This window comes from Gilvimarinus japonicus (assembly GCF_042847215.1).
In the GTDB taxonomy this organism is placed as follows: domain Bacteria; phylum Pseudomonadota; class Gammaproteobacteria; order Pseudomonadales; family Cellvibrionaceae; genus Gilvimarinus; species Gilvimarinus japonicus.
The window spans coordinates 4,001,589-4,015,281 of the sequence record NZ_AP031500.1 but is presented as its reverse complement, the minus strand read 5'-3'; the positions used below and the strand labels follow the sequence as shown (position 1 = coordinate 4,015,281).

Below are 13,693 nucleotides of genomic sequence, written 5' to 3'. Positions count from 1 at the left end.
CATGATTTCTATTACCCCTGCTGTTCGTTTAAGTTTTGGTTTAATGGTATTAACCCTGTCGATTTTACTGTTTGCCTCGGCTTTAGGGTTAACGCCCAATGTTGATAAAAATCAGCTGCAGGCAAGGCAGGCGCTATCGCAAACGCTGGCGTTTCAGGCACTGGTGGGGTATTCGCGCAACGATCAGGTCTTGGTTGAGCAGGTGCTTGATAATGCCGTGACATCCAACTCAGACTTAGTGTCCGCTGCCGTGCGCAGTACCGCTGGCGACTTTTTTTATCGCACAGAGGATCATGAAAAAACCTGGTCTGATAGCGAGGTGTCAGAATCGACACCTCGTTTTGTAGCGGTACCCTTGTTGTTGGGCGGTAGCAGGATCGGCAGCCTAGAGTTGGCTTTTAAGGCGCTTGGGCAGTCGGATGTCAGCTATTTTGGCTGGCCTCGAAAATGGCTGTTGGCGATATTTTTAGTGTTATGTGCGTTTATTAGTTACCGGATTTTTATTGGCCGTGCGCTTCGCTACCTCGATCCAAGCTCGGTGGTTCCTGCGCGGGTTCGGAATGCCCTGAATGTTTTGGCCGAGGGGGTATTTATTCTTGACCGGCGCGAACATATTGTATTGGTAAACACAATATTGTCCCGCCGTTTAGGCCTTGATGAGAAACGGCTTTTGGGGCGCAAAGCCGCCACACTCGGCTGGCAAGTCGATGAAAATAAGCACCCCATGCTACCCTGGAGTGCGGCGCTCGAGAGCGGTGAAAAAGTGGTAGGCGTAAGACTTACGGCCGTTACTCAGGACGGTAAAGCCAGCGCCTTTCGGGTTAATGCGGTGCCTATTTTTGATAATAAAGGCAATAGTCAGGGCGTTATCGCCAGCTTTGACGATGTTTCCGAGCTCGAGGAGAAAAATCTTCAGCTCGAAACCATGGTTGCTGAGTTGGCTAGTACACAAGCGACGATTGAAGAAAAGAATCGCAGTCTTGAGTATATGGCGGCGCACGACTCTTTAACAGGCTGCTTTAATCGTCGCGCGATGCGCACGAAACTCGATGAAGTATTTGCCGTGGCGAATGTGAAGCGAGCCCCCTTGTGCTGCATCATGCTGGATATCGATCACTTTAAGCGTATTAACGATACTTACGGTCATACTTTGGGTGACGATATTATAAAGCTGGTCGCCGATGCGCTGCATGAGCAAGTACGAGGCGGTGACTTTGTCGCGCGTTTTGGCGGTGAAGAGTTTTGTATTATTTTGCCCGATACCGACACTCAGCAAGCTGAGCAGATTGCCGAGCGCTGCCGCGTCAGTATCGAGCGCTGTGAGCATCAAGGGGTAAAGGTGACCTCAAGTTTTGGCGTAGCATCGTTACAGGTGGGTATGCCAACGGCGGGCGATCTTGTTAAGCATGCCGATGAGGCACTTTACTACTCGAAGCAGCACGGTCGCAATCAAGTAAATCGTTGGCAGAGCGCCATGGCTAACACCAATGCGGTCCCTCAAGCGAGTGAGTGATCGCACCGTGGATTTGACAGGCTAACGCGTGCTTCAGGCCATGGTAATAGCGGCTGTTTAATGCTTAACTGACAGGTAGGTAACCGACATTATTGTCAGCGATAGGCGCGGGAGGCACCTATACATACCATGAGATTCCGGGCTACTAATACACGTCTAAAAATAGTGAGTTTAATCTTGGCGCTGGCTGGTTTGCTGGTGTTGGTGGTGTGTTTTAGTTTGTTGGTGGTGCAAATTCAATCGGCCGCGACAGCGTATTTGGCGGGCCAAAGTATATGGTCGCGGGCGCAGTTGGGCAGCGTTTACGAGCTTGAACGCTACGCCCGCGATGGCGAGGCTGAACAATTACAGCGCGCTCGCCAGTGGCTTGCTATCGTGCAGGCCGATCAACGCGCTCGGCAAGAGCTAGAGTCCCCCTCGCTAGATCAAGAGCGGGCGACACAAGCGTTGATTGCCGGGCGCAACCACCCCGACGATATTCCCGCGATGATCTGGCTGTTTCGTTGCTGTAGTGAGGTGGGTCACTTGCGACGTGCCGTCGATGTCTGGCAAGCGTCTGATGCGAAAATTGCCGCGCTTGCTAAAATTGCCGATCGTTTAGAGCAACAGTGGCAATCGGGTCATGTGGATGAGCAAACTTTGGCTGGGTTACGAGCTGAGCTTGGCGCGCTGAATGTGCGACTCGATGCTCTGACTGAGCGCTTTCGCAGCGCGATGAGCGAAGCCGCGCGCTGGATGACCTACACACTATCGCTTGCCAGTTTGTGCTTCATGTTGTTAGTGGCTCTGCTTGCCTGGTGGTTGTGCTGGTTGCTCATGCGCAACTTGCAGCGCTCTGAGCAAAGTTTTAGAGCTATTTTTGAGCAAGCCGAAATCGGTATGATTCAGCTTGACGAACACGGCGATATTATCGCCGTAAACCCCGCTATTTGTAACATGCTTAAGTACCCTCGCGAGCAATTGCAAACAATGTCCCGCGCAGATTTGGTCTACCCCGAAGACTGGGAGCTGGGCGCCGAGCGCCGTGAGCATATGCACCTTGGTCACATCGATAGTTACACCATAGAGCATCGGCTTATTAAGGGTAACGGTGGCACGGTTTGGGCGCGCGTGACTGTCTCTCGAGTGTTAGGAAAAAGCTCGTTGCGAATCTCGCAAGGCCGCGATAACCCCAGTTTTATTGCGTTGATTGAAGACGTCTCTGAGTCGCGTCGCCTGTCTGTGGAGCTGAGCTTTCAGGCAACTCACGATGCACTAACCGGTATTTTTAATCGTCGGGCATTTGAGCGGCGTTTATCGATAGTATTGGCCGAGGCGCGCGCCGAACAGTTGCAACACGCGCTATTTTTTATCGATCTCGATCAGTTTAAGGTTATTAACGATACCTCGGGCCACCATGCGGGTGATCGGCTACTGCAGCAAGTGGTTGATGTGTTGCGTCGCACGCTGCGCGAACACGATATGTTGGCCCGTTTGGGCGGCGATGAGTTTGGCGTGATTTTAGAAAACTGCTCATTAGTGACCGCCGGCCAAGTGGCCGAAAAACTCCGCCTTGAGCTGAGTAAAATGGTGTTTGTTTGGGATGAGCGCCGCTACGATATCACCTGTAGCATCGGAATGGTGTCAGTAACGGCCGTTACCCCGGACACGGAGCACGTCTTGCGCACTGCCGATATCGCCTGTTATTTGGCCAAAGAGCAAGGCCGCAACCGGGTTTATATCTCCGAGGTGGACGATCAGCAGCAGCTCGCGCGCCAAGGCGAGATGGAGTGGCTCAATCGTATTCGTACGGCTATTAGTGAGAACCGTTTATTTCTCGACGCGCAATTAATTGTTCCCACGCGCCCCACTCAGGGTGGCTTGCGCTACGAGGTGCTGGTCAGGCTTAGAAGCGAGCAAGGTGAAATCGTACCCCCCGGTGTATTTTTGCCCGCCGCCGAGCGCTTTGGTGCCGCTTACCCGATTGATCGCTGGGTGATAGAACACACCTTTAGTCAGCTTGCGGCACACCCTGCGCACTTGGCACAGTTGGAATCGTGCCACATTAACTTGTCGGGTGTCTCGCTCGATCAGCCCGACTTGTATCAGTTTATTGTCGGTATGCTTAAGCAATACCAGATTCCGGCTGACAAAATTTGTTTTGAGGTGACAGAAACTGCGGCGGTTAACAACCTCGCCGAGGCCATCAAGCTGATGGAGCTGTTGGGGCAGAAGGGCTGTCACTTTGGGCTGGATGATTTTGGTACGGGTTTGTCGTCGTTTAGTTACCTGCGCCGCCTACCGATTGACGATTTAAAAATTGACGGTGTGTTCGTGCGCGATATGGATCGCGACGATACCGACTTAGCCATGGTGCGCGCCATCAATGAAATTGGCCAAACATTGCATAAAAAAACCATTGCCGAGTTTGTCGAAAATAAAGCCACGCTAGCGCTGCTTACCGATATGGGAGTCGACTTTGCGCAGGGCTTTGGCTTGCACAAGCCCTGCCGGTTTAGTGTTTTGTTAGCAAACCCCGACCCGCTCTCGCTGGTACAGCAGCCACCCGATTAAGCTGGAACTGCCCAGATCGAGGGGTGACGTTTGCGGCGTCAGTGTTTAGTATGAACACTTCGAAACTTGCTAAGTGAGCGCGTCGTGTTTTACTCCTCCCACCGAGCCTATTCTCGCTTTGGCCTACTGCTAGGCTTACGGATGTTGGCGCTGGCGTTTATGTTTTCGGTCAGCGCGGCCCACGCTGTTTGGCACAGCGATGAGCAAGCGATTATGGGAACGCGGGTTAGCGTTACTTTGTGGCACGACGACCCGGCCGTTGCCCAGCGGCTTGCGGCGCAAGTGATGACGGAAATGCGCCGCATCGACAACACCTACAGCCCTTATAAAGACTCGTCCGATTTATCGCTGATGAATCGCGAGGCCCCCGAGCGCAGCGCCGCCAACCCGCTAACCATTAGCCCCGAGATGACCCGCCTGCTAGACAAAGCGCTCTACTATGGCCGGCTAACCGATGGCGCTTTTGATATTACCTTTGCCTCATTGGCACGCTACTACGATTACCGTGCCGGCACCCAGCCGAGCGACTCGCAGCGCGAGCAATTGTTGCCCGCTATCGACTATCGCCACGTTAAACTCGATAAAGCCGCCCATACCGTTTATTACACCCAGCCGCAGGTTTACGTCGATTTGGGCGGCATCGCCAAAGGCTACGCCGTGGACCGCGCGATTGCGCTGCTGCACGAGGCGGGCGTGCAGCACGCCAGCGTCAGTGCCGGAGGCGACAGCCGGGTGCTGGGCGACAGGCACGGCCGGCCTTGGGTGGTGGGCATTAAGCAGCCGCGCGGTGCTGAGGGGGTAGCCATTAAGGTGCCATTGAATGACAGCGCGATTTCCACCTCGGGTGATTACGAACGATTTTTTATCGGCGCCGAGGGCGAGCGGATTCACCATATTATTAACCCGCGTACCGGTAAAAGTACCGATGAGCTGGCCAGTGTGTCTATTATTGGGCCGGACGGTTTTGATACCGATGCGCTCTCGACCAGTGTCTTTGTGCTGGGCGCTGCTAAAGGCTTGGCGCTGATTGATAAACTGCCTGCATTTGATGCGATACTGATTACCAGGGCCGGCAAAGTAGCTTACAGCCGTGGCTTAGCACCGCCTGAGTGATACAGCAATCACAGCCAAGGGCGTTGTAAAACCCTACAATAACTGCACTTTTGCCGCCGATTGATTAAACTCCTTTTATAACGAATAACAGCACCCGCAAAACAGGACGCCCCAATGACACAGCGTTACCCCCAGATGGCTTGGCAAGGACTTTTAGTGTGCCTGTTAACCTTTGCGGCAGTTGCTCATGGCCAACCGACGGCCGTGGACGATACCGAGGCGCTCAAACAGCAGGTGTTGGAGCTCAATCGCGACTTACTCATTTTAGAAGAAGAGCTGCTCTACCCGGCCAATAGCCAAGTCGCCGTGTATTTGTCGCTGGATGTGGGCGAGTACTTTGCGCTCGATGCGGTCAAGGTCAAAGTCGATGACGAGTTTGTCGCCAGTGAGCTTTATACCCCCAAACAAGTTGATGCGCTGCTGCGCGGTGGTATCCAAAAGCTCTACCTCGGCAATGTTAACAGTGGCACACATGAGATCAGTGCTTTTTTTACCGGTATTGGTCCACAGGGGCAGCCCTACAAACGCGCCGCCTCCGTCACCGTGGATAAAACCACCGCGCCACTGGTGTTAGAGCTGCGTATCGTCGACTCTACCCGCAAGTTGCAACCGGTCTTTGATATTAAGCAATGGGAGCTGTAACCACCACGGGGCTCTGCGCCCTGCTGGCATTTAGCAGTGCGGTTTTAGCGGCGCCCTCCGAGCCCCATCGCGCGGCGCAAGATCTGCGCTACGGCGAGAGCTTGTACCACTACTATGTTGGTGACTTTCCGCAAGCGCTTAGCGTGTTGTTGCGCGCCGAGTCGGATGGCGGCATTGTGGGCCACCAACACTACCCCGAGTTAATGCGCGCTGGTATGTATTTGGCCTACGGTATGGATGACCGCGCCCGCACCGAGTTTGCCGCGCACTTGGGTCAGAGTGAATCCCAAAGGGTGCGCGATACCGCCCACTATTATCTAGCCCAGCTCGATTATCGCGCCGGTGACTACGCCGAGGCGGCGGCCTCGGCCGGTACCATTGGTGACACCTTAAGTGCCCCGCTGCTGGATAACATCGCGCTACTGAACGCCCATCTGTTAATCAAAACCGGTCAGGCGCCCAGCTTGCAAGAGGCTCAAACCACCCTTAGCCCGCTGCGGCAAAACCGCGCGCTGGCGTTGTTAAATCTGGGCAATGCTGCCTCTCGTGCGGGCGACACGATTCGCGCGCAGCAGTATTATCGCGCCGGGCTGGACATCGAGCTGCCCGATGATCAAAGCCGGTTAGTCGAAGCGCTGGCGATTCGCGACAAAACCCTCACCGCGCTCGGTTACAGCCTGTTGCAGCTGGGCAACTACGCCTCGGCCAAAGCCGCGTTCCGCGATGTGCGACTCGACAGCAACCTCGCCAACAGTGCATTGCTGGGCTACGGCTGGGCGGCGGCGAGCTATCACGATTACGTTTTAGCGCTTAAGCCCTGGCAAGCGCTGCGACGCCGCTCGCTGCTAGAACCGGCGGTGCAAGAAACCCTATTGGCGGTGCCGTGGTCTTACGAGCAGCTCAAAGCGCCGCGCTCGGCACTGGAGGCCTACCGCGAATCCGAGCAATTGCTCAGCGATGAGTTTACGCGCATTAAGCAAACCTTAACGGAGTTAAATAGCCAGCTACTGCTGGCGAGCTTGCGTCGCACCGGCGAGCAAGGCGCGCTACTCAAGCAAGGCGATGGCCGCGCGCTGCAAAGTTGGCTGACGCTCGATAATGTGGATGTGTTGGCGAGCCGCTCGCGCTATTTGCAGGCGCTGCTTAAGCGCGATGCGCTGCAAGACAATGCGCAACAGCTGCGCGATTTACTGTTGCTGCAAGATCGGCTTAACCAGTGGCAGCGCAAGCTCGATATTTATCGGCAACTGATCGCCGATAAACGCCAACTGCGCGCCGCGCGAGCCGAGCAGATCGCACAGACCGATTTACTGCAGCAGCCCGGTGACTTGGCGGCTAAGCGCCACCTATTAGCCGAGCGGCTGAACCGCATCGAGCGCGAGCAAGACGCTATGGCGCTAGCCGATGCTGACACCCGGGCCCTCGCCAAACGCATCGCCAATGCCCGTGCGCGACTATCGGCCTTGGCCGGTCGTGCTAAGGTGCCGGACAACGCCGCCGAGCGTCTAGATTTTTATCAAGGTGTCGTCGATTGGCGCGCGGCGCACAATTTTGCCGAGCATCAGTGGCAAGCCCGCAAAGCGCTGGCGCATTTAGATACGGCGTTACAAGAAAGCGTCAGCCGCAGCCAGCGGATCGCCGAGATTTTAGCCGCCGATCCAGATCTAGACGCCCAAGTGGCGCGCTTGGTGGCGCTGCAAACGCGCAATGACGCTCAGCTAAACGAACTGAATCGGGCGATTAGCGCGAACACCGAAGCTCTGTTGGGTAGCATTCGCCAAACACTGGTAAGCCACCGCGACCGGCTGCAAGATTACCTCGCGCAAACCCGCCTCAGCATTGCCCGTCTGTACGATGCCGCCTACCGCGCCGTCGATGACGCCGATATAGACGCGCCAAAACTGCCGGAGGTGCAAGAGTGATCCGCCGGCACCGCTTACCGCAAGCGTTGGCTCTTGTACTGGTGTTGCAGGGCTGTAGCAATAATCCGCTGGATGCGCACAGTACTTTGGCCGATTTACCGGAACCGACCGTGCCTATAGGTGAGCAGGGCATCGAGCGACAAGATTTAGCCCAAATCGAGGCTAACTACCGCGCCGCGCTGCAAATGGCCAGCAACCCCGAGATGCGCCACCATATTCAGGTGCGCCTCGCCGATCTCGAGATGGCGCGCGCCGAGTCGGCCCAGCAGCAGGCGCGCACGCTAACCGCATTTTTTGCCGAGCCCATCGCCCACTACGAAGCCTTGGTGGCAGAGTATCGCGCCGACCCAGCCGCATCGGTGGCCAGTGCCCCCGATGCGCTCTACTACAAACTTTCTAAGGCCTATGCGCTGGATGGTCGCGACGCCGAGGCCGCCGCCACCTTAAACGAGTTGGCCAAACGTTTTCCCGAGTCGCCCTACATTCAAGAGGCGCAGTTTCGCCGCGCCGAGCGCGCCTTTGCGAGCGGCGACTACTTACTTGCCGAGCAGTTGTATCGCCAGGTGGCCGCTAGTGAAACCTCGGCGTTTGCCGACAACTCGCTCTACATGGAGGGTTGGTCGGCCTACAAACAAAGTCAGTACGACGCGGCCATGGCGCGCTTTACCGAGCTGCTCGATAACAAATTGGCTGCCGCGCGGTTATCTGGCGAAGTCGCCGGTGTTATCGAGCAAATGAGCCCCACTGACCGCAACTTGGTAGAAGATACTTTGCGCGTGCTGGGCTTTACCTACGCAAACTTAGACGGCGCGCAAACCATTGCCGAGCAGCAGGCCAACATCGGCGCGCGGCCCTACCAGTTTTTACTCTATCGGCAGTTGGGCGAGCTGTACTTAGCGCAGCAGCGCTATCTGGATAGCGCCGATACTTTTGCGCGCTTTGTTAACCACAACCCCAACTCGGACATGGCGCCGGATTTTTCCATCCGCGAGATCCTGGTGTATCAAGCGGGCGAGTTTCCGTCGCTGGTGCTGCCGGCCAAGCGCGCCTACGTCCAGCGCTACGGCATTTACAGCAACTACTGGCAGGCCCGCGCCGGTATCAGCGCGCCGCCCACTGCGATGCAGGCCAAGCAAGTAGTGCGCACCCGCAAGCCGCGTAATATGAGCGCCGATGCATTGGCCAAACTGCGTTTGTATCTAGAGCAGTTAGCGCGTCACCACCACAGCGAGGCCCAGCGCCTAGAGGGCTTGCTGGCCGAGGGCGGCGTGACGGCGCCCAGCCGGGCGGATATTAACCGCAGCTTTAGCGAGGCCGCCGACCTGTACCTGGAGTTAGTGCTTACTTTTCCGGCGGACAAGTCAGTGCCAGAAATCACCTTCTTAATGGCCGAGGCGCTTAACGAGGGTCAGCGCACCATCGATGCCTTGGCCGCCTACGAAAATGTCGCGTTTGACAAGCGCGATGCCGAATACGGTGCCGAGGCCGGTTACAGCGCGGTCTTGCTGGCGGGTGAGTTAGTGGTCCGCTCAGAATCCGGTGAATTACTGGAGTCGAGCGCCTTGGCCGGTGAGCCGGTGCAGAGCAGCGTTTGGCAATGGCAGCAACGCAAAATTGACGACGCCATCAAATTTGCCGAGTTTTATCCCGCCGACCCTCGCGCTGTTAAGGTATTAACGCAAACCGCCCCCGAGTTGCTGTATCAGGGCGATTTAAAGCGCGCCGCCGAGATCGCGCAACAGGTGATTACCTGGCAGCCTACCGCCGCAGGCGATTTGCTCTACACTGCGTGGCTCACCTTGGGGCACGCCCAATTTGAGCAAGCGCAGTACCTAGAGGCTGAGGCCGCCTATTGGCGCGCGCTCGATTTACACAGTGAGCACGGCCAAAGGCCTGAGTCACCCAGCGCCGCCGACTTGCGCGAGCGCATTGCCGCCAGTATTTACCAGCAGTCTCAGGCGCAACTGGCGGCGGGTAATAGCGATGCCGCCATCGATTTACTGTTGCGTATTCACGCCGAGCTGCCCAGCAGCACCATTGCCAGCCAAGCGCTGTTTGATGCCGGCCACGCCGCGCAAATGGCCGGCGATTGGCGCCGCGCCGAAAGCTTACTTAACGAGTTTGCGGCCAGCTACCCCAGCCACGAGTTAAACGCCCGCCTGCCGGCCAAGCTGATTGTGATCTACGAGGCCATGGGCGCCTGGGGCCAGGCCGCCGGTTTGCTTAGCGCGCAAGCCGAGCGCAGTGCCGATCCAGAACAGGCAAGGCAATCGCTGTTAACTGCCGCCGAGTATTACGACAAAGCCGATAACTGGGAAGCCGCGCGCGATCACTACCGTCAATACGCCCACAGCTATCCCGAGCCCGCTGGCGAGTTGATCGAAGTCGAGCAACGTTTGGTCGAGTTGTACCGTGAGAAAGGCGACATTAGCAGCCGTGACTTTTGGTTGCAGCGGGTGATAAAAAGCGCACGTCAAGCGCCCACCGAGCGCAGCCGCTATCTGGCCGCCAGCGCCGCCACGACTTTGGCCGACGCGCCCTACCAACGCTTTAAAGCGTTGCGTTTAACCCTGCCGATCAAAAGCAGCTTAAGTAACAAACGCGACGCCCTCGATACCGCGCTCAAGGCGCAGCAGCGGGTGTTGGACTTTAAAGTAGCGGACTTTACCACCCGCGCTAATTACACTATCGGCGAGATTTACCTGCAGTTGGCACGTGACTTAATGGATTCCGAGCGCCCCGATAACCTCAATGTATTAGAGTTGGAGCAATACGATATTTTGCTGGAGGAGCAGGCCTACCCCTTTGAAGAAAAGGCTATCGGCTTGCACGAGGCCAACGCCCAGCGCGCCTGGGGCGGTATTTACGACGATTGGGTCAAAGCCAGTTTAAAATCCTTGGCCGGTATATTGCCCGCGCGCTACAACAAAACTGAGTTTACTGTGGAGGCCGCCCATGACATTCGTTAAGGTCGTGTCTGCACAGCGGTTGCTATGGGCTATTACTCTTGCGGGGCTTATCGGTTGCGCCAATCAGCCAGATGAGCCGCCCCCCGAAGCCGCCACCGAGGCTGTTGTGGCCGAGAAAGTAGCCGAGCCGAGCCAGGTGCCCGCGATACTGCCGCCCGGCCCCATCACTCAAAATCCGTACCTTACGACACCCGCGCCCGCCGTTACGGCACAAGCGCGCACCGGGTTTGCACGCGCGGAACAGCAAATGCGCCAGCAGCGTTGGGGCGACGCGCGCCATACATTGCAGGCCCTTGTGGCCGAGTCGCCGAATTTATCGGGCCCCTGGCTTAACTTGGGTATTGTCTGGTTGCACCTCGATAAGCCGGGTCAGGCGCGCGCGGCGTTTGAGCGGGCGTTAGCGGCTAACTCACTTAACGTTGATGCTTACAACCAGTTGGCCGCGCTCGAGCGCCGCGCCGGCAATTTTGCTCAAGCGGATTCGCTTTATAATCAGGCGCTAATGGTGTGGCCACACTCGGCGGATACATACTGCAACCTGGGTATGTTGTACGATTTGTATCTGGGCCGTTGGCCCGATGCTCTGGCACACTACGAGGCCTGCGGCTATTTGCGTGAGCAAAGCACGGGCGCGCCCGATAATACCGTCAAAGGTTGGATCATCGATCTTCAGCGGCGCATTGCCGCGCGGGAGGCAAACGGATGAAGTGGTTAAGCGGTACAGCCCTGATAGGAGTTTTAGCCCTAAGTGTGAGTGCTCAAGCGCAGGATGACTCGCGCTTAGAGAGTATTATTACCGGCAACCAAGAGCAACCGCAGGTGCTGTACATAGTGCCTTGGCAAACACCGGATAGTCCCACGCTAAAGTACGATGTGATTAACAATCAGACGAATGCGGTGTTTGAACACTTAGAGCGCTCGGAGTTATTACGCGAGTTAAAATATTTGCCGCCGTTGCAAGATTTAGCCGAGACGGTGGCCACTCAACAAGCGGTAGAGCCGCAGAGCGCAGAATAAACGACACAACCGCTGCCTTAAAACTCAGGCATAATAATGGGCGTTGGTATTACGCCTTGTATAGCGCTCAGGGTACACTCAGCGTTTTAGCATTACATTTAACAAGCGTGCGCCCTAAGCGTACGTGTTTTACTCACAGGCAACTCGCGGCATTTGTAAGGTAGACAACTATGGACTTTTTCTCGACAGTGGTGCGCTTTTTTCAAAACGGCGGGCCGTTTATGTACCCCATTGCCATTGTGCTGGTGATCGGCTTGGTCATCGCCATCGAGCGCTTTGTGGTACTTAGCCAAGCTAAACGCGCCAATAACCAAGCATTTGCCCGTGTGATGCCACTGTTGAAAAAGCGCGACTATCAAGCGGTGGTTAATCTGGGGCGCACCGATGACGCCCCCATTGCCCGTATCGTTGCCGCCGGCGTATCGCGTATGAGCGGCACCGGTGGCCGCGACGAGATCGAGCTGGCCATGGAAGAAGGCGTACTAGAAGCCATGCCGCGCCTCGAAAAACGCACCCCTTATTTGGCAACGCTTGCCAACATTGCCACGCTGCTGGGGCTGTTGGGTACCATTATCGGTTTGATTGCGGCCTTTACTGCCGTGGCGGAGGCCGATCCGGCCGAGAAAGCCACGCTCTTGTCTAACAGTATTTCGGTGGCCATGAACACCACCGCCTTTGGTTTGATATCAGCCATCCCGCTGTTGTTGTTTCACGCCATGTTGCAAACCAAAACCACCGAGCTGGTCGACTCATTAGAGATGACTGGCGTGCGTTGTTTAAACCTGCTGACCAATACCGCTCGCCCCGCAGCGCCCAAAGCTAACGCCAACGCATAAGGGAAGATCATGCGCTTTAGAAGGCGACGCCAAAGCGAGGATGCCGAGCTCAACATTACCTCCTTTATGAATCTGATGATCGTATTGGTGCCGGTACTGTTGCTGAGCATGGTGTTTTCGCGCATTACCGTGCTGGAGCTGAATCTACCGGATTCGGCCTCATCCAACACATCGGACGATGAGCAAGATAAACTCGATTTTCTTGAGGTAGTGATTTACCCCGGCTACCTGGGCGTGAACCACCCGGCGGGTAATCGCGCCGCCAGCATTTGCACCCAAGAAGACGGCAGCTACGATTTTGCGCTGCTGTCGCAAGCCTTGCAGCAAATCAAAATCCGTTTGGAAGACGACTACCAAATGGAGAAAGACGATATCGTGCTGCTGGCGCAGCCAGATACCGATTACCAAACCATTGTCAGCACCATGGACACTGTCCGCTCGTTTAAAGCCGTAGTCGCCGCTGAGGAAGTTGACGCCGTATTGTTCCCCAAAGTCTCGCTGGGTGATGCACCGGTTAACGATCCGCTGGTCGACCAAGAAGAAGTTACCTGCTTGGCAGGGGTTGGGGGTGAATCGTGAAGCAATCACTGCGCGCTAAACGTATGGCAAAGCATCATCGCCGCAATAAAAGTACCCCGAAACTAAACCTTGTGTCCCTGATGGATATTTTCACCATCTTGGTGTTTTTCTTGTTGGTCAACTCGTCCGACGTCGAGGTACTCACCAACGATAAAACCATCGAACTGCCCGCCTCGGTAGCCGATACTGTGCCCGACACCACCGTTGTGGTTAAGGTGAATAGTGAGCAAATCTTGGTGGGTGGACGTATCGTAGTCAGTGACCTCGACAAAATAGCGCCTACGGCTGACGACGATAACCAAAACAATATTACCGAATTAACTCAAGAGCTTGAGTATTTGGCTGGCAAAGCGCGCGAGCTAACGGAAGAACAGAAACAAATCGGCCGCCCGATTACCATCATGGGTGACAAAGCGATTCCCTATACTTTACTTAAGCGCATTATGAATACCTGCGCCCAAGCGGGCTATCGCGATATTTCTCTGGCCGTTAATAAAACCTCAGATTCTGAGCCGCGTGACGCTGCGACCACAGGAGCCGATAGCTGAT

Annotated in this window: 11 protein-coding genes; all 11 read left to right on the top strand. The window is 55.9% G+C overall.

Going from position 1 to position 13,693, the window contains the following annotated elements:
- Window position 1 precedes the first annotated feature (1 nt).
- Window positions 2-1,513 (top strand): diguanylate cyclase, encoded by a 1,512-nt coding sequence (locus ACGHAD_RS17095; protein WP_382414498.1) that lies wholly within the window; start codon window positions 2-4, stop codon window positions 1,511-1,513.
- A 177-nt stretch (window positions 1,514-1,690) separates the two neighbouring features.
- Window positions 1,691-4,066 (top strand): putative bifunctional diguanylate cyclase/phosphodiesterase, encoded by a 2,376-nt coding sequence (locus tag ACGHAD_RS17090; RefSeq protein WP_390402989.1) that lies wholly within the window; start codon window positions 1,691-1,693, stop codon window positions 4,064-4,066.
- Between the two features lie 141 nt (window positions 4,067-4,207).
- On the top strand, window positions 4,208-5,179 hold the full coding sequence (locus ACGHAD_RS17085; RefSeq protein WP_382414897.1) for an FAD:protein FMN transferase: 972 nt from the start codon (window positions 4,208-4,210) through the stop codon (window positions 5,177-5,179).
- Window positions 5,180-5,293: 114 nt separating this feature from the next.
- Complete coding sequence (locus ACGHAD_RS17080; protein WP_339616807.1) at window positions 5,294-5,821, top strand: AraC family transcriptional regulator; 528 nt, start codon at window positions 5,294-5,296, stop codon at window positions 5,819-5,821.
- A complete protein-coding gene (locus tag ACGHAD_RS17075; RefSeq protein WP_382414502.1) occupies window positions 5,809-7,743 on the top strand; it encodes a hypothetical protein in 1,935 nt (644 codons plus the stop codon). The genes ACGHAD_RS17080 and ACGHAD_RS17075 overlap by 13 nt, the downstream gene beginning before the upstream one ends.
- On the top strand, window positions 7,740-10,712 hold the full coding sequence (locus ACGHAD_RS17070; protein ID WP_382414504.1) for a tetratricopeptide repeat protein: 2,973 nt from the start codon (window positions 7,740-7,742) through the stop codon (window positions 10,710-10,712). The genes ACGHAD_RS17075 and ACGHAD_RS17070 overlap by 4 nt, the downstream gene beginning before the upstream one ends.
- Window positions 10,699-11,418, top strand: coding sequence for a tetratricopeptide repeat protein (locus ACGHAD_RS17065; protein WP_382414506.1), 720 nt, complete (start codon window positions 10,699-10,701; stop codon window positions 11,416-11,418). Before ACGHAD_RS17070 ends, ACGHAD_RS17065 begins: the two co-directional genes overlap by 14 nt.
- Window positions 11,415-11,729: a hypothetical protein gene (locus ACGHAD_RS17060; RefSeq protein ID WP_382414508.1), complete on the top strand. Its 315-nt coding sequence runs from the start codon at window positions 11,415-11,417 to the stop codon at window positions 11,727-11,729. The genes ACGHAD_RS17065 and ACGHAD_RS17060 overlap by 4 nt, the downstream gene beginning before the upstream one ends.
- A gap of 170 nt (window positions 11,730-11,899) precedes the next feature.
- Entirely contained in the window at window positions 11,900-12,565 is a 666-nt protein-coding gene (locus ACGHAD_RS17055) for a MotA/TolQ/ExbB proton channel family protein (protein ID WP_339616802.1), read from the top strand.
- Between the two features lie 9 nt (window positions 12,566-12,574).
- Complete coding sequence (locus ACGHAD_RS17050) at window positions 12,575-13,144, top strand: ExbD/TolR family protein (RefSeq protein WP_382414510.1); 570 nt, start codon at window positions 12,575-12,577, stop codon at window positions 13,142-13,144.
- Entirely contained in the window at window positions 13,141-13,692 is a 552-nt protein-coding gene (locus ACGHAD_RS17045; protein WP_339616800.1) for a biopolymer transporter ExbD, read from the top strand. Before ACGHAD_RS17050 ends, ACGHAD_RS17045 begins: the two co-directional genes overlap by 4 nt.
- Window position 13,693 lies beyond the last annotated feature (1 nt).